Origin of the sequence: Marinobacter sp. HL-58 (assembly GCF_001314605.1) — a bacterium.
Taxonomy (GTDB): domain Bacteria; phylum Pseudomonadota; class Gammaproteobacteria; order Pseudomonadales; family Oleiphilaceae; genus Marinobacter.
In genome coordinates, this window is the sequence record NZ_LIHP01000004.1 from 294913 (window position 1) to 320349 (window position 25437).

Consider the following 25437-nt stretch of genomic DNA (forward strand, 5'->3'; position numbering starts at 1 on the left):
TCTTACCGGTTAATTAAATCACTGTAAATTCCGCGTAAATGAGGATCCTGCCGCTGGTGTTTATCGTCAGCCTGATGCAACTTAAATTATTGAGTGCGGATACACACCAAAAGGAGTATTGAGCATGAAAAAGCCAATTGCACTGATGCTGGGCCTGGCCTCGGTTTCAGCCCTGGGTATCTCCCAGACAGCTTCAGCGGATATCTACAAATCCGGCGGTGGCAGCCTGTACGCTGGCCTGAACTATAGTTTCATTGATATTGAAAATGGCCGTGACGAAGTGGATGTTGGCGCGCTTTCCGCCAAGGTAGGGGGGCTGGTATCGCCATTCTTCGGGGTAGAGGCCCGTGCCGGCTTCGGTGTGGATGACGACCGCATCGACGGTGTCGACTATTCCCTGGACAATTTCTTCGGGGGCTACGCCACCCTTAATCTGGCCAACGAATCCCCGGCAACGCCCTACCTGGTATTCGGCTTTACCCGTATCGAACTCGAGGCACAATCGGTGCTGGGCACAACAACCGAGGATGAAACCGACTTCTCATACGGCGCTGGCGTCAATGTCGATATCACTCCGGAGGTGGCTGGCAACCTGGAATACATGCGTTACTATGACAAGAACGGCGCCACCGTTGACGGCCTTGGGCTGGGGGTAACCTTCAGCTTCTGATCCGGATGATTCCGGGCCTGGTTTTCTGGCGGCAGGCGCCCGTTTGCCGCCAGAATGTCAGGAGTCTTCTTGAATCACCTTGCCCATCTCTTTCTTGCACCGGATAGCCCACAGGCCCGCGTTGGCAGCCTGTTGGGAGATTTCGCCCGCGGCATCGTGCCCGGAGATCTGCCTGATAGGGTCAGGGAAGGGCTCTACCACCACCGGGCGGTGGACGCATTCACCGATCGCCATCCTGAAGTTATCGCCAGTAAACGGTTGTTTTCCCCGCAAAGGCGCCGCTTTGCCGGAATTGCCCTGGATATCCTCTATGATCACTACCTGTTAAGACACTGGCAACGCTTCAGTCATGTAAACCCGGATACCTTCATTGATCAGGTTTACCGGGAACTGGACCACCATTCGCCACTGATGCCTGAACCCATGCAGCGGGTAACCCGACAGATCGTCAGGCACGACTGGTTCCATTCCTATATGGAGCTTGAAAATATCGGATATGCTCTGGATCGCGTTGCCGGTCGTATCCGTTTCCAAAATGCGTTCACCGGCATCATTGAAGAGATTCAAGAGCACGACAATGAACTGGAACGCCGTTTTCTGCATTTTTTTCCTGAACTCAGGCACTTTGCCAAAGAGGCCCCATAATGTTGCCAAAGCCTGTAAAGTCTATCGCCGCCATGTTGTTACTCACCCCTGCAGTGCTTCTGGCAAATGCCGATGATGATGAGAACAGTATTCCTGAGAAGCTCGGGTATGTGGAATGGATCGTACTGGAGGAAACAGGCCTGCGCCTGAAAGCCCGGCTGGACACGGGTGCGAAAACATCGTCCCTGCATGCCGTCAATGTGGAGGCTTATGAAAAAGACGATGAAGAGTGGGTCAGTTTTCAGCTACCGCTGGCTGACCACAAGGATCAGGAAAATGGCGATGGTGAGGACCTGGACGAAGTCATCCTCGAGTTTAACTTGCCGGTCGAACGTACTGTGAAGGTCAAACGCAAGGGAGCAGATTCCCAGGACCGTTACGTGGTCAACATGGAGTTCTGCATTGCCGGAACCTCTCACTCAACAGAGTTTTCACTCACAGACCGCGGCAAATTCTCCTATCCAGCGCTATTGGGACGCCGCTTCATGAGTGATGACAATATCCTGACCGACTCATCGGACTCGTTTCTCGCGGAAAAAGAATGTGAACATAAAACCCTGGCAGATTTAGCTGACGAACACGGGGAGTGAGTGCACCTCCGTTTGTCTACGCATAGACTGATGCGAATAAATGGTTTATTCTGATACTCATCAATTCGCATGAAGATGGGTAACCGGTGGTATCGGCTATGAGCCAGGCACAGAAACTTGAATCCGTTGAAAAAAGCAGCGTCCCCGGCGTTGGCCTGAAGACTGTGTTCACAATTCTGGATCGTTGGGGCTGCACGGCGGACCAGATTCAGAAAATCCTTCAGATATCACGCCCGGCGTACTACAAATACCGCAAGAATCCGGAACAGGCCAACCTGACCCACGACCAGATCGAGAGGCTCAGCTACCTGGTGAATATTCACGGATGCCTGCGAATGATTTTCGAGAACCCCAGGAACGTTTACGGTTTTATGTCCCTGAAAAACGACAATCCGTACTTCAATGGCAAAAGCCCGCTTGAAATCATCAGTACCGGTCAGTTCTCTGCGCTTTATGAAACCTTCAAGCGCATAGATGCCCTGCGCGGGGGCTTGTGGTGACAGAGTCACTACCACCCCTGAAAACCCTGGAACCAATGACCGGGTTCCGGCTGGTAAACTCGAAGTTCCCACCCATTCATCTGTTTGATGACGTCGCAGACGAAAGCGAATTCGAGCAGTTGTACCAATTGCAAGCCATGACGAACCCGCGGATTCAGACAGAGGTGGGCAACCTTAACCTGATCCGGCGCTCTGACATTCCGTTTGGCATCACCGGTTGTTCTTACGCCATCAGCCCGTTTACCCACGTGAACCCTGAAGGCAGCCGTTTCAGCGATGGCCAGTTCGGCGTTCTTTACCTGGCAGACTCCATGGCAACCTCGATAGCCGAAGTGTCGTATCACCAGGGGCGCTATTGGGCAGGCGTTCACGGGCTGGATTATGACCGGCTGGTTTTTCGCGGACTGAAATTCAGGGTCGGGCAGATGGAGTGTCACGACGCCACGACCCTGCCTGAGACTGACCCAATCTATGCCCCGGAAAGCTATGCCGCGTCCAGAGTCCTCGGGCAGGCACTTTATAAATCCGGCGCGGAAAGCTTGCAATACCATTCAGTGCGCCGACCGGGCGCTACCTGCTGGGGACTGTTCACACCCAGGCACATCACAAGCGTTATTCAGAGTACCCATTTCGAGTTCATCTGGGACGGGCAGGCCATCAGCGCCATTCACCGGGTCAGCCTGGTCTGACATTCAACGGCGCCGAAAGCGACTATGATGTACTTGATAACCAAGAAGAACCAGCCATAGTAAAAGGGAAGCGCGGAAATGGTCGGCAAAAAGGGCGGTACGAAGAAGTACCTCATAAGAGATGCCATAGAGGAAGACCTGACCGTCATGGTTGAGTTTCTGGCCCGTTTAGCCCTGCACGTAGCCGACGCGCCGCCCCAGGATCTGACAGAGGACGAGCGAAACCGGCTTATTGAAGTAATGCAGTCGTCCCTGACGGACGGGAACAAACAACTGGTGGTGGCCGAGGTGCCCGGGGTGGGCCTGGTCGGAATGGGGTATATCTATCTCATTCGCAGCCAGGGTATCTGGGAGCAGACCAGCCATGTAGAGTTCAGGTCCGCGTTCATTGACGACGTGTGGGTAGAGCCGGAGTTCCGGAAACTGGGGATTTTCCCTGACCTGCTTCGCAGGCTGGTGTCATTCGCCGAGAGCCATGGCGCCTACGAACTGATCCTTGAGTATTCGGCATCCAACAAGGAAGCCAGGGCGGCATGGAGCAGGCTTGGTTTTAAAACCATCGGCATACGTGCCGCAGCGTTAACAAGCTCGGTGCAGGAAGCTCTGAGAAATCGGCCCTGAAAGCAGGGCTCAAAGGAGGCGCGAGTGTTAGGTGATCGAACGGTCAATGTTTTTACAGATGAAATCATGTTGGGCCATGATCCCAAGGTGGATCTGCCATTTGTTCCAAGCCGTGTAGAAAAGCGGGTCCGGCATATCCTGAAGGATCTGGACTTCAAATGGAGCTACCCGGAGCACCCCGGCCGCCTGACCGCCATTACGGAGTACCTGGAGAAAAACCCCATCCCGGGTGTTGAGTTCAAGTCCGGCGGCAGCGCTACCTACAATCAGCTTGCCAGGGTACATACGGCCTCTTACCTCGACCACGTATTTTCATTGTCAGGCCAGAGCGCCTGGCTCGACGCGGACACTACCGCGGTTTCACCGAACAGTATCAACGCGGCCCTGGCCGCTGCCGGCAACGCAATTGCGGCGGTAGAAAGTGTGATCAAAGGGGAATGCCAAAGCGCATTCGCCCTGGTGCGCCCGCCCGGCCATCACGCGGAGCCCGTAAGAGCCCGGGGCTTCTGTATTTTTAACAATGTTGCCGTAGCGGCAGCCCACGCCCTGGCAAGACTGGGATGTGAGCGGGTACTGATTGTCGACTGGGATGCACACCACGGCAACGGCACCCAGGACATCTTCTGGGCCGATCCTGATGTACTGTTCTTCGACACCCATTGTGCCGCGCCGTTCTATCCCGGATCGGGCCACCTGGAAGAAGTCGGGGCAGGTTTTGGCGAGGGTTACACAATCAATGTCCCGCTTCCGGAATCAGCCGGAGATGTCGCATTTGAAAAGGTCTACCGCGATATACTGGTTCCGGCCGCCGAACACTTCAAACCGGATCTTGTGCTGGTATCGGCCGGGTTTGATCCCCACCGCAATGATTTGGCGCTTAACCTGACCTACGACGGCTTCAAGGTCATTACCCGAATCGTACAGGACATTGCAGAGCAGCACTGTCAGGGCCGTCTGGCGTTCATATTGGAAGGCGGCTACAACCTGACGTCCCTCGCAAAGGGTGTTCATGCCGTACTGGAGGTTCTTTCCGGTGGGAATGTACCTGAGGTGTTTGAAACGGGGGTGAAAGAAGCTGAATACGCCGCCGAGTTTCACCGCTCCGCTTTCAGCGACGATGAGTGACCGGACGAATTGACGAAAACGCCCTTTGTCCCGGCCGTCAGATGGCAGGGGCAAAGGGCAGGGCGGTCAGGCAGGGCTTCTAGACATAGAAGTCCAGCTCTTCCTGAGCTTTCAGCAAATCCCGCATCTTGATGGGGTCGTCACCAAAGAAGAAGACGAGGCCCCAGTGGGTACCGAAGGCTGACCGGTCAGGGACAGTGGCCTCTGTCGGTTCGTGCAATTCGTGTGAACGGAAGTAGGGATGCTCAATCGTTTCTTTGGGCATTTCCAGTTTGCTGACCACACGACGCCTTGGATACACGCCGAAGCACCCTGCGTAACCTTTTGCATCCACCACCTCGCGAGGGAAAAAGCTGTCCACTTCTTCTTTGGTACTTTTGGGATCGAACACCAACATGGAAGCCTGGTACGCATTGAACCCATAAGCCATTTCGATCAGCTCGAAAGCCTTGAATCCGGGCGGGCGGTAAGCAACCTCGCCAAAGTACATTTCGCCATCTGCGGTGACGAAGTACTCGGGATGGATTAAGCCGAACTGAATGTCGAACGTTTTGATCAACAATTCGATCTGCTTGGTGATCGCATTGCGCCAACTCTCGAGTTGAGCGGTAGCCGGCACGAATACCGAGTACCCCAAGGTTACGTACTCCGAGATGTTGAGAAACTTGATCTTGCCGTCGTGGATCCAGGCCTCAACGGCGAATTCCCAGCCATCCAGGTGACTTTCCATCAGCAGGGGATATTCCTCTGCCGGGATACTATCGATTTCTTCTATCTTACGGATCATCCGGTGGCCCAGGCAGCCGGCCTTGTCGAATGCCTTGACGTGAATCGGGTCATCCGGGTCGCCATCGAGCTTGAGCAGCGTCTGGTTGACGCGCTTCATGAATCGGACGATGTCCTCTTTTTCGTGGGCCTCCTCAAAGATCCCGACACGGATGCCACCAAGCTGGGCACGCCGCTTCATCAACGCCTTGTCCCGGAACAGAATGGACTGCCCATACATGCGAGGACTGTTCAGCAGGACGGAGTTGATGGCGCCGGACCACTCGACGGTTTCCTCGAACAGTGGAATCGCGACATCCACACCTTCGGTTTTCAGTCGCTCCGCAATTTCCAGGGACCGATCATTAAGCCGGATAAAATCCCACGGAATGAAAGGTATCTTGTTGACTTCGCAGAAATCCGCAGCCCATTCGGGAGCAACAACGATATAGCGGCGGTCAAACTTCTGTGCCGCCTTGATCGCATTGACACTCCAGCCGAGCAGGGCAATGTAGCCCTTGTTCGGATCCTTGGGCGTTTCGGTGCCTTTCACCGAATCCATCTCCGGATCAAGCCAGGCGGCTTTATCTGGGGATACCTGAGTTTCTGATGTTATCGACATTCGATGTTCTCCTTGCCGGTCAGCCTGGAAAAACTGCGCCGACATTGGTGCGCACCAGGTAAACCAAGCCTTTAGACAATGTCGCTTACGGAGGGTTGAGTGGCCCAGAGCAAAGCGAGGTGCATGAGTACATGCATGAATGTGTCGCTGGGCGGATACAGCGGGTTTATGCTTCCCAACCGTCACTTTCAATATAGTCGCTCTGGTTACAAATAGAAACGAAAGTGCCGGAATCGTTTGCTTATGGAAGGCCTTAAGAGCATCGTTGAGTAATGGACGATTCAAAGTGGCTTATCGACTAAGCAAGGAAAGCATGGTGACTATCCCGGGTTCTGATCCAGCAACCAACGCATCTGTTTCAGCGTTTGACGAGGCTCTGGATCAGCTTGCGTTCACGCACCAGAGCGATTCGCTGGCACCAAATACCGAAGTGCTGGAAGCGGCACTGATTGTTATGGAAGCTCCGGGCGGACTCGACGCGCTCTACGCCCGGGTACCGGCAATGGAAGCGAAGGGCGTCTTTACCAACAGTGACTGGGACCAGCCCGCCATTCTGCGTCCAGCATTGGCGGTACGCACGCTGCGCCAGGGAGCCCCCGCCTACACGTGCATTGAGGCCCTGAGCGAACTGCGCCTGCTGGCAGTGGCTATGGGAGACTACCTTCATCCCGGCATTTCAGCAGAGCAGGCCAGGAATTTTCTGACCCAGGTGACAGCACTGAATCTGGACCTGCTTTCCGGTCAGATGAGCGAAGCGGATCGCGAGCGACCGCAGGGGCTGGGGCAGATCGTCAGCGCATTATATCAGTACCTGCTGAACAGGCTGGGCTACGAGAGTATTCTCGACAGCCTGGTGGATGAAGTGCACCGCCTGCTGGCACAGCGCCCGATACAGACTGACAGTATCAAGCAGATGGTCAGCCAGATTGCCAAGTGCCTTTTTGATCCGGAAATCGAAACCTCGGGAATGGACAAAGCCGCACGCCTCGTTGGCGCTTTATTCGGCCCGACATCCGGTTGCCGCGATGATCCGGGCTTTGCGGTTTATGGCGAACGCCTGGCTGCTATGGACGAAATCGCGTTATCGGAAGAAGCCCAGGGTTTCGCCAGTGCCATGCATGGAACCGGAATGGTTTCTCCCTACCATCCCATGCTGTTAAGACACTTGCGTGGGCATCGGGATGACCTGATCCCTCTGGCACTGGGCCTGAGCATCACCGGTAATGATGTCCTCCAGTGCTATCGGCAGATTGTGCTCGAACTGATTGACGAAGTCGTTCATCCTGAAACCTGTCAGGCTGTCTATGGCCTGGCCATGTTCCTTGAACGCGGCTCTCTGTTCACGCCGCCGGTAGCGTCGGGCTTGTGGCGGCAACTCGGACTGAACCTGTGCCAGACAGCATCCGACAAGCTGGCCACGGTTTTCGGTGATGCGCATCCACCCCGGGTTTATCTGCTGGCCGGTGTACTGAGCCTGCTGGGACAACCCCTCGGGATCGGCCAGGGCAATAATCCGACCTGCCAGTCTGTTATCGGACTTTCCATGTGGTCATTCAACGACGCGGACTTTCTGTTGCAGTTGGTGGCCTGGGCTGCACGGGATGATGATGTCGTCATGCGGTTCGAAGGTCAGCATATTAATTCCCGACACCTGGAAGCCGGCCTCGCGAAGGCACCGCCAACCGATGTGGACCCGGTTTCGTTGATTCTGATACCTCATCTTGACCGCATTTATGGCGAAATGGGCCGCCTGTGCGGTGTGCGCGATGATGACCTGCATCGCTGGATAAACCCGGAAATGTACGGCTGGTGGGTAGGGCTGGGATTTCTCAGCGTCATCAGCCGGCAGACAGGGAAAATTCATGAATATGAGGACTTTATCCGCCATTTTTATGCCAGCTACCATCCTTACTATAACGGCAATATACCCGTTATCCATCCACAGCCCGCTGGTATTGCTGTCACCGACAGTGGAGGGCGCCTGGTCGGACGCCATTGCCATAACCATCGTTCGCGTCAACCTTGATCGCGCCAGCGAAATACGCGTCTATTTTTTCAACCCCAACAATGACAGCGGCCAGGACTGGGGCCAGGACATTAACTGTTCAACCCAGAGTAATGGCGAGCGCTATGGCGAGGCATCACTGCCATTCGCAGAATTTGCATCACGTTTGTGCGTATTTCACTACGATTCAAGAGAACTGGGGAGCCTTTCACTGGTTCCAGAAGGGGACGTCGCCCGCGCCACAGAACTCGGTCGCAACAGTTGGGCTGCAAGTTACGAATCGGGCGCCTGATATCGGTAGCGCTTTACCGCCGAAGGACCATACGTTGGTTGGTAGAATAATATTGTATTTAACATAATATACATTATGCGCAGTATGGTGTGCCGTTTGTGCCGGTTTTGAGGCACCTCGGCCAACAAGGAACCCCCCGCGTGCGGGTGCCCCCCTTGTTCTGCGACTGGCTCGAAATCAGCGTTCGGAACCATGAAATGGCCTGTAGCCCTTGTGCCCCTTGGCTTTCAGGGATTTTCGGGGCCTCTCATTGGGCTCAAATTTGAGGGGGGGCGGCGGATTTTGGAGTTTGTACCCCCCCTATTAGAGCGAGGGGGGTTAGCATCGAGTTTCGCGCACCAGATTTCGGTGTAAACTTCTCCCGTAGTCCATTTTGAGAGATCCGATCCCACTAGGTGCGCCAACACCGATGATGTGGGATTTCTCATTCTTAAAGCCTGCTTGGTATGCCCAGGCGAATTCTTCACCCGGGGGAATATCGAACCCGGCCTTGCCGGGTTGATTCCACTGTAGGCCTTCTCTGGACGGCGATTAAACGCCGTGGCGGGATTCCCGCTGGAGTTCGAGCCATGCCATCCCATTTCTCAATGACCAAAGACGAGCAACTCACCTTCCTGCGTTTGCCGGTCAAATTGCGGGGAACCTATGTCACTTGGCTGATGGGATACAACCCCTACTTCCTGATGTCCCGCGAAACCTACTACCGCCATAAACGGGAGCTACTGTCGACTTTTGGGATCGATATTTCGCATAGGGTGTGACTCGAAAATCCCTTTAAAAACAGACTATTGAATATACATTATGCGCAGTATAAGGTGTGAATCGTTGGTAGGAACATCAATAGACATGGACGAACACCCGTGACATTGAGCTGAACATTCATCGACCAGCTTAAGTGACTTTGTCACTGACGGTTGAATCCCGCCGAGATACCTTCCCGTTGAAGTCTTTCGATCTATCTCGGCGTGTTCCTGCTGCTGGCCGGGCTGATTTTCTGGGGCGTGGCGTTTGAATTCCGGTTCAAGACCCGCACCTCGTATTACCTTGTCAGAACGTGGCATAGAGACGTAGAAAGTGAAGATATTCTCAATGTTTTCAACATCCCAGAAAATTGCGCTTGCGATGGCGGCCGCCGTTTTGCTGACATCAAACCTGATGCCACTCAAATCGTCACCTGTCATGGCCGCTCTGCCATCGGAAACGCTGGAGCGCGGGAACCAAATACCCCCGGCTCCGGCAGAGGCCGTTGAACCAGCCGGCACGGAAGACCGTCAGACGGCGGAGCGCCCAAAGGAGAAAACCGTTGATTGGCGTGTGGAGGCTGGAGACACATTAAACCGGATTTTCCGGGCAAACAAAGCGCCCGTGGAGGACCTTCAGGAGATTCTGGCAGCAGACGCCGAGTATCTGCATTTGGAAACCCTGAGGCCTGGAACTCGACTCGGTCTGCACTTCGATGAGCAAGGCCAGTTTTCAGAACTGATTCTGTTTCTCGACCCGGCACGCCACGTCACCTACTCGCGCCAACCCGATGGCTCCTTCGTGCATCATGCCTTCGAGGAAGAGACTTTTTGGGTCTCCGAGGTGCTCAGGGGCACGATCAATGGCAGTTTCTACGCCTCAGCTATGCAAGCAGGCGTAACGCAAGCGCAGATCCTTCTGATCGACCAGCTTCTGGGAAGCCAACTCAATTTCCGCAGGGATCTCCGGGCCGGCGATCGGTTCTCCGTCATTGTTGGCCACGAAACGACGGGCACCGAAAACACCGGGAAGACCCGCATCGAAGCCCTGTCTCTGGAACGCAGTGCCAGAACCCATTACGCCTTTCTTTATGACAACGGTAATTATTACGATGAGAATGGCGAGAGCGTGACGCCCGCTTTTCTGCGACTGCCCACCAAAAAGCGTTACCGTGTGAGCTCACACTTCAATCCCAGGCGATTGCACCCGGTGACTGGGCGCATCGCCCCTCACAACGGAGTGGATCTTGCGACGCCAACAGGCACACCCATTCTCAGCACCGGAGACGGTATTGTGGCCCGCATCGGAAATCACCCCTACGCCGGCAAGTACATCGACATTGATCATGGGGGCACGCACACCACACGGTACCTGCATCTCCATAAGATCCTGGTTCGTAAAGGCGCCGCAATAAAGCGAGGCCAGAAAATTGCATTGTCAGGAAATACCGGGCGCAGCACCGGCCCCCACCTGCACTTCGAGTTTCACATTAACGACCGCCCAGTAGATCCGCTAACTGCCGATATCCCTACCGCCGCAGCCATCCCAGAAGCCGAGATCGCACGCTTTAATAAAAAACTTAGTGAACGTCTAAATGTTATGGAGAACGCAGCGAGTCCGTCAGACCTGGCAATGAAGTTCGCCGTATGTCCGACTGACCTTAAAATGGGTCAGGGTGAGTTGAGCTGAAGCTGAAGCGGCCTCTAGGCCCTACGAATGTTCGCTTTTGTTTATCGGACGTCGAATTTAGCACTTTGTGTCGTCGCCCACCCTTTGCCCCTACCACCTGACGCAAACTCAGGATGTATATTCCTTTTCAGTCTTACCTTATTCCCGTTTCGTATCAAAATCGTGTAGTCTTGATACCTACGATTGGTGTTTCAAATTTTCATGATCATTCAAGGTTTTTATGCGAGAAACCACACGCACTAAAGAGTGCTCGTTTCTTATTGTAGGCGGAGGTATTACTGGTCTCTCACTTGCTCTTGAGGTCGGACGCCACAATAAAAACGTTACTTTGGTTGAGGCTGACGAACAACTGGGCGGAAATGTCCGGTCGGTTACAGAACAAGGCTGGCACATGGAGCTTGGGCCAAATACGTTGATGGCCAAACCAGCTTTGTATCAATTGCTGAAATCTCTGAATCTCGCGGATAAGGCCATTTCCCCCCCCTCCGCCAGTCGCAAGCGCTATGTGGTTAAAAATGGCAAGCCCATTGCGTTACCTGGCAGTCTCGGGTCTGCACTGAAAAGTCCTCTCATAGGCATCGAGGGTTGGAAGCATATACTTACCGAACCTTTTCGGAAACCTGCAACCCACGAGGAAACGCTCGCTGATTTCGTTCAGAGGCGTCTCGGCAACAATATACTCAGCCATTTCGTTGACCCCTTTGTATCCGGTGTGTACGCAGGCGACCCAGGTCGTCTCTCAGCGAAGGCCGCCTTCCCTCGCCTTTATCGATTGGAACAGGCCCATGGGTCATTGCTACTCGGTGGCCTTACTCAAGTGCGCGAAGGTAAAAAACAGCGTAATGAAGAGCGGCATAACGGCTTTCCCGACGACTGGCGCGGAAAACTTGTGAGTTTCCCCGAAGGGCTTTCCACCTTGACCGACGGCATCAGGGATGAACTGGAGAGCCTCCCCAATGTTCGCATTGTGACGGGCAGTAAGGTGGAAACAATTGATCGAAACGATCATGGTTGGCGCGCCGTTGATCACAAGGGACAGGTTTTTACTGCCCAGGACCTGATCCTCACCACGCCAGCAGGCGTCAGCGGATCGCTTATGGCAGGCACGGACACCCGGCTCAAGTTCGAGCTGGAGAGCATTTCGTACCCTCCCCTCGCGGCTGTCGTTCTGGGTTACCCCAAGCAAGCCGTCAAGCATCCGTTAGATGGTTTTGGAATGCTCATTCCAAGCCAGGAAAAAAGGCAAACTCTGGGGGCTCTGTTCTCGTCTACCCTTTTTCCAGAGCGCGCTCCCGATGGGAACGTGCTTTTCACGTGTTTTATAGGTGGCCGCAGAAACACGGCAGTCAACGAACAGTCCGACCAACAATTATTGAGTACCGTCAGTACAGAATTGAGTGAGCTACTCGGCATAAGCGCTAGCCCGGTTTTCACGAAAGTGGCCCGCTGGGTTCACGCCATACCGCAGTATGAAATCGGACACCTGGATCGAGTTTCCAAAATAGATGAGCTTGTCCACAGTTATTCTGGCCTTCATTTGATGGGAAACTGGCGTGATGGCATCAGTGTTGGCGACTGCATTGACAACGGACACGCCATGGCCCGGAAACTGTTGGGCCGATGCCAGGAGCACCAGGATTGCAAAGGCAGGTCTTGTTAACAGGAGCGTCTAATGTTTTACCGCCTACCGAAAGATACCAATTCCGATTGGTCTCCCACATATTTTTTAGCAGCGCTCGGTGCCGGGGGGCTTGCGGTAACCTTTTTTATGTGGCTGATGTTCTGGTTACCTCATCCTGACGCTCCCGTTCCCCTGTTTGAAGATGCCATCGATGCTTTGAAAAGTGGTGGCCTGATATCGAAAATTGCCATAGTGGGCGCCTGGGCTGGAATCGGCTTTTTCTCACTCTTGCACATTCAACTTCTGGCCTGGAATCTACGGCAGTTCAGCCAGTTCCGCAAAACGCCCGCTTATCAGCAGCTTCGCAACAGCAACTCTGAGACCCAGTTGCTCGCCGGGCCATTAACATTGGCCATGACCATTAATGTCGGCTTTATTCTCGGATTAACCTTCGTACCGGCGTTATGGTCTGTGGTTGAATGGTTGTTTCCAATTGCGCTTCTGGCGTTCCTTTTGGTTGGAGCCTGGGCGTTGGCTTTATTGCGTGATTTCTGGGGGAGAGTGCTTGTCGGTGGTGGTTTTGATTGTGTAAAGAACAACAATCTCGGTCAATTGTTGCCCGCCTTTGCCACAGCGATGATTGCTGTGGGCCTTGCCGCACCTGCCGCCATGAGCCAGAACACGGTGACGGTTACTTTCAGTCTTGTACTGTCCAGCTTTTTCATGGTGACAGCATTCGTTATCGGGGCTATTCAGATTGTTCTGGGATTCCGTGCCATGCTTGAGCAGGGAGCAGATCCATCTACCGCCCCAACTTTGTGGATCATAGTACCCATCCTGACCACATTGACCATCACGCTTCTCCGCCAGACTCACGGCTTCCACGTACACTTCGAATCCGGGGCCGGTGGTGTAGCCGTTCTTGGCATGCTCACGTATTTTCTTTGCGCCCAATTGGTATTTGGCCTGCTTGGTTGGGTAGTCCTTGCACGGTATGGCTATTTTGCAAGGTTCGTTACGGGAACCGAAAAGTCTGCCGGCGCCTACGCCCTTGTCTGCCCGGGGGTTGGTCTGGTGGTTATGATCCAGTTTTTTATCAATGCCGGGCTTGTAAGCTTTGGCGCTCTGGAGCGTTTCAGTGTCGCCTATTGGTGTCTGACGGGCGTCGCCCTGATTCTCCAGTTCACGACCATCTGGCTTGTCTATCGCCTGAACCGGCTGCACTTTAAAAAGTGACGGTCTCGGCGCTGATCGCCAGCGCCGTACATAAAGATTGATTTCCCGGGAAGACCGGGGAAGCCGGTTTTTCGAAGTCAGCTCAAAAGCCTGCCTGACCCTATCAATCCCTGGAAACTTCCATGAGTCCCCTGCTGAGGCTGGCCACCTCCTCAAAACCATTCTCCTTGAGAATATTGACCGCCAGGGCGGACCGCCGACCTGAACGGCAAAGTGCTACCACAGGCTTATTCCTGGGAACCTCGTCCACTCTGGATCTCAGCTCATTTAACGGGATTTGCAGGTCCACCAAAGCTTCAGCTGAGGGAAAGTCCTTTATCTCTTCGTCCAGCCTGACATCAAGAACAGTTACCTCATCAAGATGGTGCTCCAGCCACTCCTCACCGATTTCAGGAACCCCGGCATAGGTAAGCCGGATATCAGCCCAGTCAGGTTCTGCAGGCAACTTGCCATCCTCGGGACACCCGCTTCGGAGGTTCGCAGGTACCGCCTCGTCAATTTTCTTGGGATGAGGAAGTTTCATTGCCTTCATGTACTCCACGAAATCCGTTTCGTTGGCACCTCCTCCAACGCGGGCGTTGAACGCCTTTTCTTCCCCGATGGAGCTCTGGGTTCGTCCGTGATAGTCATGCGCCGGATAGACCAGGCATTCATCCGGCAAGACAAACAGCTTACTGGTGATAGATTGAAAGAGTTTATGAGCACTTCCCTGCTGGAAGTCGCTTCTCCCGCAGCCCCGGATCAGTAGTGCATCCCCGGTGAATACCATTGACTGATCTGAAAGGACATAACTCATGCACCCGTCGGTGTGGCCAGGGGTTGAGATAGCTCTGAGTGTCACACCGGCAACTCCGAATTCCTGACCATCATCGAGCGAGATATCTACATGCTCCGCTCCGATGGCTTTCGCTGAGGCGATTTTACAGCCGGTTTTCTGTTTCAGCAGCCATGCGGCGGTTATATGATCCGCATGGGCATGGGTATCTGCAACCAGGACCAGGGTCAGTTCCAGCTCATCGATCAGGGCCATGTCTCGTTTTGACTGAGAGAAGACCGGGTCGATCAGGATTGCCTCTTTTCTGTTTTCATCAGCCAGGAGATACGTGAATGTGGATGAAACATCATCAAACAATTGGCGAAATATCATTGGTGATCTCCATGGAAATTATCCGGTTGATTAATTTTATAAACCATTTCAAAGAGTATCGATGGCCTAATCCGGCGACCCACTAGACGAATCTGGCTTTCACCGTCCAAGAGAAGCTTCGTTATATCCGATTTCAGCTATCATTATAGTTGCTCACCGTAAAGAGGGCTTTAAATTGGCCTTCCCCTGTTGTCATTGAGTAGCGGTAGAAATCTTATTCTGAAACGGTATAACCTTAGTCCTTGATTGCATTTGATGACGGATTTATCTTTTTGATGTCAGTTGACAACCCAATCTCGAAAGGAAATCACTATGGATACTCAAGACGCACCTAACGCTGGCCTCCCGCGCATGAATGAACCGGCACCGGATTTCAAAGCACTAACGACTGATGGCGAGAAGTCCCTCAGCGATTATAAAGGCAAGTGGTTGGTTCTGTTCTCACATCCGGCTGACTTCACCCCGGTTTGCACCACCGAATTCATGGCCTTCGCCGAAGCAGCGCCGGAATTCGCCAGAATGAACTGTGAGTTACTGGGTCTGTCCATCGACAGCATCCATTCCCATATTGCCTGGATGCGCAATATCAAGGAAAAGTGGGGCGTTGAAATACCATTCCCGATCATTGAAGATCTGAAAATGGATGTGGCCAGGGCCTATGGCATGATCCACCCGGGTGCCGCCGATACTTCTGCAGTGCGCGCTACTTTCATCATCGACCCGGACGGCATTCTTCGGGCCATGGTCTACTACCCGATGAGCAACGGCCGGTCCGTCCCTGAGTTTCTGCGTTTGCTGGAAGCCCTGCAGACCAGCGATGAGCACGGTGTGGCCACCCCGGAAGGCTGGAAGAAAGGTGAGAAGGTTATCGTCCCGCCTGCCAAGACCGCCGAAGGTGCCAACGCCCGTGTTGAGTCAGGTGACTACGAATGCAAGGACTTCTACTTCTGTACCAGGTCCCTTTAACGATACCGAACCCTTGAATCCAGTATCTCCAGGGTAACCGCCACCGCCTTTGCGGTGGCGGTTTTTTAGATAAATGAATGGGGGTTTTCCTAATGAAAACTGTTCATGACATGGTTCAGGCTGCAAAGAAAGAAATCCGGGAAGTGCCTTTGGAGAAATCCGAAGAGACCATCAGAAATGCGGATCTGTTAATTGATGTTCGCGAAGCGGATGAGTTTCATGAGGGCCATATTCCGGGAGCGACCAATATTCCCAGAGGTATCCTGGAGTTCAAACTCACCAACGATCCCGCCTTTGAAGATCGCGGACTGAACATGGTTATCTACTGTAAAAACAGTGGGCGCTCTGCCCTCTCCGCCAAGGCCATGAAGGAAATGGGCTATATCCACGTACAGTCGATTGCCGGAGGAATTGAAGCATGGCAGGAAGCTGGTAAGCCGTTGGTCAAACCAGAACTGCCCGATTTCGACTGATCAACTATTCAGTAGCAAGGCATAGATACGAACAAGCCGCCTCCTGACCGGAGGCGGCTTGTTTTTATCAGTGATAACCCTCACCTGCGCGAACCTTGCCTCGGAAGACCCAATAGGTCCAGGCGGTGTAGGTGATCACGATGGGTACCACCAGCAGCGTGCCCAGGAGCAGGAACATCTGGGAGCCATAGGCCGAGGCCGCGTCCCACAGGGTGTAATCCGGCGGCACCACGTAAGGCCATCGGCTGACCACCAGGCCCAGGTAGGTGGTGATGAACAGTCCCATGGTGGCCACGAACGGCATGCCCTCGAAGCGGTTGCGCACCGATCGGAAGATCTGGAACGCGCACAGCAGGGTCAGCACCGGCAGGATCCAGATCACGGTCAGGTTCGAGAACCATCGGTCACGCACCAGGTCGTCCACGAACGGGGTCCAGACACTGATAATTCCGAAGATAATCAGCACCGTGGTCAGCAACGGCAGGGTGATTTTGTAGGCCCATTCCTGCAGTCGTCCCTCGGTCTTCATGATCAGCCAGGTGGAACCGAGCAGGGAGTAACCGGCGAGCATGCCGAGGCCAGTCAGCACGGTGAACGGGGTCAACCAGTCAAGCGCCCCGCCGACGTAGACGCCGTCGACGGTGTTGAAACCCTGAATGTAGGCACCGACCACTGCTCCCTGGGCAAAAGATGCCACGGTGGAACCGCCGGCAAAGGCCCAGTTCCAGAGATAGCGAGAGGTCCGGGCCTTGAACCGGAACTCGAAGGCCACACCCCGAAAAATCAGGCCGGCCAACAGCAGGAACACGCCAATGTACAACGCCGGCAGGAAGATGGTGTAGACCATCGGGAAGGCGGCCAGCAGGCCGGCCCCACCGAGCACCAGCCAGGTCTCGTTGCCGTCCCACACCGGGGCTACCGAGTTCATCATGGTGTCCCGGTCACCCTCACTCGGGGCGAACGGGAAGAGAATGCCGACCCCGAGGTCGAAGCCGTCCATCAGCACATACATGATGATGCCGAAGCCGATAATGAATGCCCAGATCAGGGGCAGATCGAACAGTTCCATAGTCAGTGACCTCCCTGACTGGCCGGTTTGCTAGGTTTGTCTTCGCCGTATTCGAACGGCACGTGGGCGGCGGAGAGCGGGCGGGCCGGACGATCCGCGTCGTGCTCTTCCTCGTCAGACCGATCTTCCAGCCCCACGTACAGCACCCGCATCAGGTAGTAGACCCCGGCAGAGAATACCGCCGCGTAGACCGCGATATAGCCGATCAGGGTGAACAGGGCCATGCCGCCGCTGAGGGACGGTGTCACCGATGAGGCCTGGTCCATGATGCCGTATACCAGCCACGGGGCCCGGCCCACCTCGGTGACGAACCAGCCAGTCAGCACCGCAATGAACGGGGCGATACTCATTACCCGCAATACCTGCAGGAACCAGTTGGATTGGAAGTAGCGGCCACCGCGACGCAGCGCCAGGCCGGTCAGGCCCACGATGATCATCAGGGTGCCAATGCCAACCATGATCCGGAACGACCAGAACACGATGGCCACCGGCGGCTGCTCCGCACGCGGAACGTCCTTGAGGCCGGGCACCACGCCGTCCCATTCGTGGGTCAGGATCAGACTGGCCAGGCTCGGAATTCCGATCTCGAAATGATTGGTCTGGGCTTCCTGATCCGGGATAGCGAACAGCAGCAGAGGCACGTTGGAAGAAGTCTCCCAGTTGCCTTCCATTGCCGCCACCTTGGTGGGCTGGTGCTCCATAGTATTGAGGCCGTGGAAATCCCCTACCACCAGCTGCGCCGGAGCAATAAACAGGATAAGCCACAGGCACATGGACAGCGCCTTGCGGTTTGCTTCAACTTCCCGCCCCTTGAGCAGATACCAGGCACTGACGCCGGCCACCACGAAGCTACCGGTCAGGAACGAGGCCAGGCCCATGTGCGTGAAGCGGTACCAGAAAGATGGATTGAAGATTGCCTCACTCCAGGAAGTAACATGGAAAACCCCGTCAACAATTTCAAAGCCGGCCGGAGTCTGCATCCAGCTGTTAGCCGAGAGAATCCAGAACGAGGAGATGAAGGTGCCGGTGGCTACCATGATGGCGGCGAACAGATGTACACCGGGCGGCACCTTATTGCGTCCGAACAGCAGCACACCGAGGAACGCCGCTTCCAGGAAGAAGGCGGTGATCACCTCATAGCTGAGTACTGGCCCAAGGAAGTTGGCGGTGGCCTGTGAGAAGTTGCTCCAGTTCGTCCCGAACTGGAACGACATCACGATGCCCGAGACCACGCCCATCCCGAAGACCACCGCAAAGACCTTGGTCCAGAAGCCCGAGAGCTTGAGCCACACCGGATTGCCGGTTTTAAAGCCCAGGCCCTCCAGCACCGCAATGTAGGAAGCCAGCCCGATGGTAAACACCGGGAAGATGGCGTGAAATGACACCACAAACGCGAACTGGATTCGCGATAGTAAGACAGGATCGAGTTCCATGGGAATCTCCAGTGAGATCGTCAGTCAGGTTTAAAAAGGATACTTGGCTTCTTCACGAGCGCTTTCCAGGCTTCGTAAGTACTGAGGAAAATCTGACCTTTCAGCTCCTCACAGAAATGCGTCCGTTTCAGGCGGTCCATGACCGGCCCTTTCACTTCGGCAAGATGCAGATGGATTCCCGCGTCCTCCAATCGAACATTAATCGCTTCGAGGCTTTCCAGGGCCGACGCATCTATTTCATTAACTGCCTGGCACGCCAGCACGAGATTCTTTATCTCCGGGTTCTCTGCAACGAGCTCCAGTACTGTTTCCTCAAGATATCGGGCATTGGCGAAATACAGGCTCTCGTCCACCCGGAGAATGGCGGTGGTTTTATCAATCTCCACCTCGTGCCGCCGCACATTCCGGAAATGTTCTGTGCCGGGAATACGCCCTACAATGGCGCTGTGAGGACGGCTCGTGCGATACAGATACAATCCGATTGAGAGGGCAACACCCACAACGATGCCGGCCTCGACGCCGTGCACCAGCGTCAGGATAACTGTTGCCAGCATAGCCACCCCGTCCGCCTTCGAATAGGCCATGGTTCTGCGGATAGCCGGCAGGTCAATCAGTGTACTGACCGCGATAATAATCGTTGCTGCCAGGGTGGCTTTCGGCAAAAACGCGAGAAATCCGGTCAGCGTGAGGGTCGCGATGGCAATACCCACAGCGGTCAGGGCTCCGGCAATCGGCGTCTCGGCTCCTGCTTCAAAGTTGACTACGGATCTCGAAAAACCGCCGGATACCGGAGAACCTCCACTGACCCCCGCTGCCACATTGGCGAGCCCGAGGGCGATCAGTTCAGAGTCCGGGTCTATCCTTTGCCGCCGCTTGGCGGCGAGCGTCTGAGCGACGGACACAGATTCCACAAAACCCACCAGGCTGATCAGGATGGCGGCAGGAACCAGAGTGCTCCAGATGGCGGGATCCATGGACGGAAGACTGATCTCGGGAAGACCACTCGGTACCTCTCCGACCAGGTTTACACCTGCTGCGCCGAGATCGAAATACCAGGCGGCTGCCGTAGTAACGATCACCGCGGCGACCGGAGCCGCCTTGGTAGTGAGATCCGCAAGCCGTTTTGATAACCCGATACCGATCAGGCCCTGCGTGAGAAAATTTCGGCATAAGTAGAGAAATAGCAAGGCGCCGCCACCAATCATCAGGGTGAAAGCGTTCACCTCGCCCATCTGTTGCCAGAGCCCTTGCCCCATTTCCAACAGATTGTGACCTCCGCCCTGGATACCCAGGATACTACCCAGCTGGCTGCCTGCTATCAGAATGCCGGATGCTGTGACAAACCCCGATATCACCGGGTGACTGAGGAAGTTGGCCAGAAAGCCCAGTCGCAGAAGGCCCATGGCGAAAAGCATCAGGCCGGATAGCGAGGCCAGAACCAGAGCGGCCCCTACGTATTCCGGTGTTCCCGGTTCGGCAATTCCTCCAAGCGCAGAGGCTGTCATCAGGGATGCCACGGCCACAGGCCCAACAGCGAGCGTGGCACTTGTTCCGAGCAGGGCATAAACCACCAGCGGGATCATACTGGCATAAAGCCCAACCTCGGGCGGCAGGCCTGCCAGTAAGGCATAAGCCAAAGCCTGGGGTACCAGCATTAAAGTGACAATCACTGCCGCGAGGCCGTCGCTGATAAACGTGTCGGCCCTGTAGTCTCTCAACCAGTTCAGGATTGGCAGATAGCGGATCAGCTTACCGGACATATCGTTCACTCCCTGATATCAGGCCTGACGTGCTGCCGGCGCTGCCAACCATTCCCGGCCTTTGAGCATGCCGTTCCAGTAAAGCCAGGGTAGCTGTTTAGCTTTTAGAAACCAGGCCATCCGGGTTGCCTTGGTACCATCGTTGATCCAAGACGGGAAACTTGGCTGCAGTTTGCCTCCGTAACCGAATTCAGCGAGAACGATTCTGCCCCTTTCCACCGTTAGCGGGCAGGATCCGTACCCCAGATAAGCGGCGGTCAGTAGCCTGTCTTCCAGTGAGGCAACGAGATTCTGCGCCACAACGGGAGCCTGTTTTCTCACCGCGGCCATGGTCTTAGCATTGGGTGTGCCACTGGCATCCCCCAGTCCGAAGATAGTGGGGTGCCTGACGTGTTGCAGAGTCTCCGGGTCGAGATCAATCCAGCCGTCGATATTGCCCAGTCCGGACTGCGCAATGAAGCCGGGAGGCCGCTGGGTGGGAACAACGTGAAGCATATCGAAGGTCCGGTCCACAGTTTCCTGTTGATCACCGGACTGTTTTACGAAGCGGGCTGTCCTTGTCTTGCCATCAACGGCCACCAGCCGCTCTTCAAAGCATAGATCAATGCCGTACCGGTCAATATATTTCTGCAGCTCCGGTACGTAATCCTCCACTCCGAACAGAACCTTGCCGGCGGAATGGTAAGAGACGTCAATATCGGCAAGCCGGCCCTTGCGTCGCCATTCATCTGCTGCCAGGTACATGGCCTTCTGGGGTGCGCCGGCACACTTTATCGGCATGGGCGGCTGAATGAACAGCGCTTTGCCTTTCTCCAGCTGCTCCACCAGGGACCAAGTGTAGGGTGCAAGATCGTATCGATAGTTGGAGGTCACCCCATTCATGCCGAGGGTTTCACTCAGGCCTTCAACACTTTCCCAGTCCATAACTAGGCCGGGGGCCACGACCAGCCGTCGATAACCAATACAACTGTGGTCAGTGAGCTTTACGACCTGTGCGCGAGGATCAACGCAATCGGCTGTTGCACGATACCAGCGACAGCCATCAGGTATAACAGATTCGGTTTTCCGGCGGGTGCTGCCAGCGGAAAATACACCTCCGCCGACCATGGTCCACCCTGGTTGGTAGTAGTGCAGTTCGCTGGGATCAATGATTGCGATATCCAGGTCCTTCTGGCGCTTCAGGAGACTGGCAGCGGTTGCAACACCGCCGGCGCCTGCTCCAATGATCACAACATCATGAATTATGATGGAGGACTGATATGCGTTTTGGGTAGGTTTCATCTTGGTTTCAACTCCGCATTGCCATGGAACCTCCCTGTCCTTCGAAATCAGTGTTCAAGAGTTACTTTCCAGCATTTCCTGAATTGGTTGGGGGTCGTGGCCAGCCCTGTGGGCGGCCTTCAGTAACAGCGGGATATTGCACTGAGGCTCTCTGGCGCGGGCATGGGCCCACATGTGAACGGCACGGCGACCAGTGCGGCAAAAGCCGAGAATTGGCGATGGCGCCCTTTCCAGTGCCTTGCCGAAAGCATCAATGTCTGCGTCCGAGTACTGACCGGAGGCGACAGGAACAGATATCCATTCCAGGCCGGCTCTGGCCGCAGCCTCCGCATAGGCATCCTCTCCCACAAAGCCTTCTTCTCCGGGACGCCGGTTACAGATAATGGCACGGAAGCCCTGGTCCCTGATTTCGGGCATGTCTTCCGGAGCTACGGTGTCCGCGACTGCAAACGCAGGTTCAAGGTAATGAATCTTCATGTCACACCTCCTGTCACAAGAGATTGATCGGAACTTTCAGGTAGATCTGTCCATTTGATTCCGCAGGAGGCATTTCTCCAGCACGCATATTGACCTGTACCGATGGCAGGATCAGCCGTGGCATGTTCAGAGTGGCGTCGCGCTCGGTTCTGAGCTTCACAAAGTCCTCTTCTGTCATGCCTTCACGTACATGAATATTGTTGGCGCGCTGCTCAGCAACACTGGTTTCATGCTGAAACTCTTCGCGCCCCGGTGCCTTGTAGTCGTGGCAAAGGAAGATGCGGGTCTGTTCAGGGAGCGCAAGCACTTTCTGAACGGAGCTATACAGTGTATGAGCATCACCACCCGGAAAATCACACCTTGCCGTACCAGCATCCGGTGCAAACAGTGTGTCGCCTACAAAGGCGGCATCGCCAATAACATAAGTCAGGCAAGCGGGCGTATGGCCGGGAGTATGCAGAACCCGTCCTTCCAGGCTGCCGATCCTGAAGCTGTCACCTTCCTCGAACAGGCGATCAAACTGGCTACCATCACGCGCAAACTCGGTGCCTGCGTTAAAGGCCTTACCAAAGATCTCCTGGACGTCGATGATTTTCTTTCCGATGCCGGTATTGCCCCCGAGCTTCTCGTGCAGATAAGGCGCGGCGGACAGGTGATCAGCATGTACATGGGTTTCCAGGATCCATTCGACGTTCAGGCCATTGTCCTGTACGTATTGAATGATCTCGTCGGCGGAGCGCACATCTGTGCGCCCGGCTGCATAATCGAAATCCAGAACGGAATCGAGAATTGCGCACGCATTACTTTGTGGATCCGTTACTACGTAACTGAAAGTATTGGTCGGTTCATCAAAGAAATGCTTGACCAGGGGCTTTTGCATAGTCGTTCCTCCATTTGGAGCGTCTGTCGTTAGCAGCCTCACTAAACCATACTTTTAGTTCTATGCATAGTGCTATTAGCTATATGTGATGTTATGACGTTAATAGCCAAACTTGATGGCGGGCATTCCGGGAACTGACCTCGAAATCCTATGAGTTACCCGAAATTGGGTTCATACTGGATGTTGAAAGCATTGGCATCACGCAGAGTTATGCCAAAGTACCCGTAACCAGAGGTGGACAGATCCCATGAGTAAAGGCCAGGACAGGAAAAAAGACAGTAAGAAGAAACCGCTTTTAACGCCCAAGGAAAAGAAAAAGGAGAAGAACGCAAAGAAAAACGAGAAAGACGTACTGGGACACTGATCTGAGGAGTATCTGCAAGCTGTCATCCCGATAACTTCCAATCACGATGAACAGCTAAGATGGGACGCCCCGCCAACGCCAAACAGCTCCGGCGGCTTCAGCCTGTAATAGTTTTTCTCCACGTCCTCCGATTGCTCGGCGTATGGCTGGGTCATGACGTCCTGCAGCTCCCGCAGCAAAGCGTAGTTCCCCGATTCGGCTTGCTGGTAGGCAGGCATAAGGAACCACTCTTTCAAGCTGTACTTGGGGTTGACCCTCTTCATCTGGCTGGAAAGTTCCTCACGGGAAGGATGTTGCGTGAGCGATTTCCAGTTTGTCAGCCAGGCTGACCAGCGCCCGTCCAGCCCGTCGGGATCTGCCGCATAGCTCCGGCCCCGATAGAAGCTTTTCCTGAGCGGTTCAATGTCCTCAGGCAACGACGAGAGTTCCCGGAAAAACAGGGTGTAGTCCACAGGCGTTTGCACCATCAAAGTTGCCAGCTCACTGAACAGATCCGGGTTGAAGGCTTCAAGCCCGAGTTTGGCCGCCCACATAATCTCCAGCTGCTTCTGCATCACGTTCGGGAACTCACTGTGAATCTCGTCGAGCTGCCGCAGACAGTCCGGATGCGCCGTCAACAACGGTCGTAGCGCTGAACAGAATGAGTAGAAGTTGCGTTCTGCCGCCATTGGCTGGTTCAGGAACGCGAAGTGCTGGCCACCACCGGTCCAGGGCTGGTACTGCGGATCAAACACTTCACAGAATCCAAACGGACCATAATCGAGCGTGAAGCCACCTGCGGCGCAGTTGTCGCTGTTGAAGTTGCCCTGGCAGTAGCCAACACGGATCCAGTTTGCCACAAGGGACGTCAGCCGGCTGCGGAACGCGCGTGCCAGCAACACCACTTTTTCCGCGGTTGGCAGTGTCTGGTCGATAACACCGTCATACTCACGATCGATCAGGTGCAGAACGAGCTTTTCGAGCTCTTCCATTGCCTGTGGGTGTTCATTTTTGCGGGCACGGCGCCCAAAGAGTTCCAACTGCCCTACCCGAATGAACGACGGCGCAACCCGCGTAGAGATGGCCACCGGCTCGGATACCAGCACGTCCGGATCAATGGAGCGTGAGCCCGGCGAATACCAGGGCCGCCTGACTTTCTCGGTTTTCGATACGTACAGGCTCAAAGACCGTGACGTTGGCACACCCAGCGCGTGCATATGCTCCTGTGCCAGGAACTCCCGCACACTGGAGCGCAGAACCGCCCGGCCATCCGCGCCGCGGCAGTAGGGTGTGCGCCCTGCCCCTTTCAACTGCATTTCCCACCGCTGGCCGTTGATAACGGCCTCAAGCACCGAAATCGCGCGACCGTCACCGTAACCGTTGCCGGTCTGGAAAGGGCATTGTTGGGTGAACTCGTTGCCGTAGATAGACAGTGCATAGCCGCACGCCCAACCGACCTTGAGCATGGGCTCCGGAACACGGGACAGGTCGCCGGAGAACATACGGACAAAATCGTGCGACTGCGCCAGGCTGTCGGCAAAGCCCAATTCGCCAAACAGGTGCTGGCTGTGCGCCACGTATTCAGGGTTTTCGATGGGAGTGGGTCTGACCGGAACATAGTGACCCGAGAAGACCTGTCGGGGGGCGTGGTCGGCTCCATCCGCCCTACCCTCAGGGTCACCGTTGAGGGTATCCATGAACGAGTAATCTGCCAGGGTTGCGAGATCGTCGAGAGTCGCAATATTGGCATGTGCTTCCCGGGACAGTGGTTCTAGCATAGGGACTCCTCGAGCGTGG

At 54.9% G+C, this 25437-nt stretch carries 24 protein-coding genes; 15 read left to right on the top strand and 9 right to left on the bottom strand.

What is annotated here, in order from left to right; translation table 11 throughout:
* The first annotated feature begins 124 nt into the window (after positions 1 to 124).
* The 7 genes from HLUCCO03_RS05130 (at position 125) to HLUCCO03_RS05160 (ending at position 4840) form a co-directional block, all read left to right on the top strand.
* Positions 125 to 670 carry a porin family protein gene (locus HLUCCO03_RS05130; protein WP_027832022.1) on the top strand — a complete coding sequence of 182 codons (546 nt, stop codon included), beginning with the start codon at positions 125 to 127 and terminating at the stop codon, positions 668 to 670.
* Positions 671 to 739: 69 nt separating this feature from the next.
* Positions 740 to 1315 (top strand): ACP phosphodiesterase, encoded by a 576-nt coding sequence (locus HLUCCO03_RS05135; RefSeq protein ID WP_027832021.1) that lies wholly within the window; start codon positions 740 to 742, stop codon positions 1313 to 1315.
* Complete coding sequence (locus tag HLUCCO03_RS05140; protein WP_036197484.1) at positions 1315 to 1905, top strand: RimK/LysX family protein; 591 nt, start codon at positions 1315 to 1317, stop codon at positions 1903 to 1905. The genes HLUCCO03_RS05135 and HLUCCO03_RS05140 overlap by 1 nt, the downstream gene beginning before the upstream one ends.
* A gap of 98 nt (positions 1906 to 2003) precedes the next feature.
* On the top strand, positions 2004 to 2405 hold the full coding sequence (locus HLUCCO03_RS05145) for an antitoxin Xre-like helix-turn-helix domain-containing protein (RefSeq protein ID WP_027832019.1): 402 nt from the start codon (positions 2004 to 2006) through the stop codon (positions 2403 to 2405).
* 35 nt (positions 2406 to 2440) lie between these two features.
* Positions 2441 to 3094: an RES family NAD+ phosphorylase gene (locus HLUCCO03_RS05150; RefSeq protein WP_051603856.1), complete on the top strand. Its 654-nt coding sequence runs from the start codon at positions 2441 to 2443 to the stop codon at positions 3092 to 3094.
* Positions 3095 to 3172: 78 nt separating this feature from the next.
* Positions 3173 to 3715: a GNAT family N-acetyltransferase gene (locus HLUCCO03_RS05155; RefSeq protein ID WP_036197481.1), complete on the top strand. Its 543-nt coding sequence runs from the start codon at positions 3173 to 3175 to the stop codon at positions 3713 to 3715.
* Positions 3716 to 3739: 24 nt separating this feature from the next.
* The gene (locus tag HLUCCO03_RS05160; protein ID WP_027832017.1) at positions 3740 to 4840 is read left to right on the top strand and encodes a histone deacetylase; all 1101 of its coding nucleotides are present in this window, start codon (positions 3740 to 3742) and stop codon (positions 4838 to 4840) included.
* 79 nt (positions 4841 to 4919) lie between these two features.
* Here the strand turns inward: HLUCCO03_RS05160 and HLUCCO03_RS05165 are convergent, their stop codons facing one another.
* Positions 4920 to 6227, bottom strand: a complete 1308-nt coding sequence (locus HLUCCO03_RS05165) for an acetyl-CoA carboxylase biotin carboxylase subunit family protein (RefSeq protein ID WP_027832016.1) — start codon at positions 6225 to 6227, stop codon at positions 4920 to 4922.
* 286 nt (positions 6228 to 6513) lie between these two features.
* Here HLUCCO03_RS05165 and HLUCCO03_RS05170 point away from each other — a divergent pair, with 286 nt between their 5' ends.
* The 6 genes from HLUCCO03_RS05170 (at position 6514) to HLUCCO03_RS05195 (ending at position 13811) form a co-directional block, all read left to right on the top strand.
* Complete coding sequence (locus HLUCCO03_RS05170; RefSeq protein ID WP_292016620.1) at positions 6514 to 8253, top strand: hypothetical protein; 1740 nt, start codon at positions 6514 to 6516, stop codon at positions 8251 to 8253.
* Positions 8183 to 8524, top strand: coding sequence for a hypothetical protein (locus HLUCCO03_RS05175; RefSeq protein ID WP_292016621.1), 342 nt, complete (start codon positions 8183 to 8185; stop codon positions 8522 to 8524). The genes HLUCCO03_RS05170 and HLUCCO03_RS05175 overlap by 71 nt, the downstream gene beginning before the upstream one ends.
* A 569-nt stretch (positions 8525 to 9093) precedes the next feature.
* Positions 9094 to 9285 (top strand): phage/plasmid replication protein, encoded by a 192-nt coding sequence (locus HLUCCO03_RS05180; protein WP_027832015.1) that lies wholly within the window; start codon positions 9094 to 9096, stop codon positions 9283 to 9285.
* 328 nt (positions 9286 to 9613) lie between these two features.
* Complete coding sequence (locus HLUCCO03_RS05185) at positions 9614 to 10954, top strand: peptidoglycan DD-metalloendopeptidase family protein (protein WP_292016622.1); 1341 nt, start codon at positions 9614 to 9616, stop codon at positions 10952 to 10954.
* A 220-nt stretch (positions 10955 to 11174) separates the two neighbouring features.
* Positions 11175 to 12614 carry a protoporphyrinogen oxidase gene (gene hemG / locus HLUCCO03_RS05190; protein WP_081813545.1) on the top strand — a complete coding sequence of 480 codons (1440 nt, stop codon included), beginning with the start codon at positions 11175 to 11177 and terminating at the stop codon, positions 12612 to 12614.
* Between the two features lie 12 nt (positions 12615 to 12626).
* On the top strand, positions 12627 to 13811 hold the full coding sequence (locus HLUCCO03_RS05195) for a hypothetical protein (RefSeq protein ID WP_027832013.1): 1185 nt from the start codon (positions 12627 to 12629) through the stop codon (positions 13809 to 13811).
* A 103-nt stretch (positions 13812 to 13914) separates the two neighbouring features.
* On the opposite strand, the gene HLUCCO03_RS05200 is transcribed toward HLUCCO03_RS05195, so the two are convergent.
* Complete coding sequence (locus HLUCCO03_RS05200; protein ID WP_292016623.1) at positions 13915 to 14943, bottom strand: MBL fold metallo-hydrolase; 1029 nt, start codon at positions 14941 to 14943, stop codon at positions 13915 to 13917.
* Positions 14944 to 15270: 327 nt separating this feature from the next.
* Here HLUCCO03_RS05200 and HLUCCO03_RS05205 point away from each other — a divergent pair, with 327 nt between their 5' ends.
* Both HLUCCO03_RS05205 and HLUCCO03_RS05210 read left to right on the top strand, forming a co-directional pair.
* Entirely contained in the window at positions 15271 to 15924 is a 654-nt protein-coding gene (locus tag HLUCCO03_RS05205) for a peroxiredoxin (RefSeq protein WP_027832011.1), read from the top strand.
* A gap of 92 nt (positions 15925 to 16016) precedes the next feature.
* Positions 16017 to 16397, top strand: coding sequence for a rhodanese-like domain-containing protein (locus HLUCCO03_RS05210; protein WP_027832010.1), 381 nt, complete (start codon positions 16017 to 16019; stop codon positions 16395 to 16397).
* A 67-nt stretch (positions 16398 to 16464) separates the two neighbouring features.
* On the opposite strand, the gene cydB is transcribed toward HLUCCO03_RS05210, so the two are convergent.
* The 7 genes from cydB to HLUCCO03_RS05245 form a co-directional block, all read right to left on the bottom strand.
* On the bottom strand, positions 16465 to 17466 hold the full coding sequence (cydB, locus tag HLUCCO03_RS05215) for a cytochrome d ubiquinol oxidase subunit II (protein ID WP_027832009.1): 1002 nt from the start codon (positions 17464 to 17466) through the stop codon (positions 16465 to 16467).
* 2 nt (positions 17467 to 17468) lie between these two features.
* Positions 17469 to 18899 (bottom strand): cytochrome ubiquinol oxidase subunit I, encoded by a 1431-nt coding sequence (locus HLUCCO03_RS05220; protein ID WP_027832008.1) that lies wholly within the window; start codon positions 18897 to 18899, stop codon positions 17469 to 17471.
* A 20-nt stretch (positions 18900 to 18919) separates the two neighbouring features.
* Positions 18920 to 20659 carry a SulP family inorganic anion transporter gene (locus tag HLUCCO03_RS05225; RefSeq protein WP_036197478.1) on the bottom strand — a complete coding sequence of 580 codons (1740 nt, stop codon included), beginning with the start codon at positions 20657 to 20659 and terminating at the stop codon, positions 18920 to 18922.
* Between the two features lie 18 nt (positions 20660 to 20677).
* Positions 20678 to 21940, bottom strand: coding sequence for an FAD/NAD(P)-binding oxidoreductase (locus HLUCCO03_RS05230; RefSeq protein ID WP_051603854.1), 1263 nt, complete (start codon positions 21938 to 21940; stop codon positions 20678 to 20680).
* Between the two features lie 54 nt (positions 21941 to 21994).
* Positions 21995 to 22417 carry a TIGR01244 family sulfur transferase gene (locus tag HLUCCO03_RS05235; RefSeq protein WP_027832005.1) on the bottom strand — a complete coding sequence of 141 codons (423 nt, stop codon included), beginning with the start codon at positions 22415 to 22417 and terminating at the stop codon, positions 21995 to 21997.
* Between the two features lie 13 nt (positions 22418 to 22430).
* Positions 22431 to 23297 carry an MBL fold metallo-hydrolase gene (locus HLUCCO03_RS05240; protein WP_027832004.1) on the bottom strand — a complete coding sequence of 289 codons (867 nt, stop codon included), beginning with the start codon at positions 23295 to 23297 and terminating at the stop codon, positions 22431 to 22433.
* Between the two features lie 405 nt (positions 23298 to 23702).
* On the bottom strand, positions 23703 to 25418 hold the full coding sequence (locus HLUCCO03_RS05245) for a protein adenylyltransferase SelO family protein (RefSeq protein ID WP_027832003.1): 1716 nt from the start codon (positions 25416 to 25418) through the stop codon (positions 23703 to 23705).
* Between the last annotated feature and the right edge of the window lie 19 nt (positions 25419 to 25437).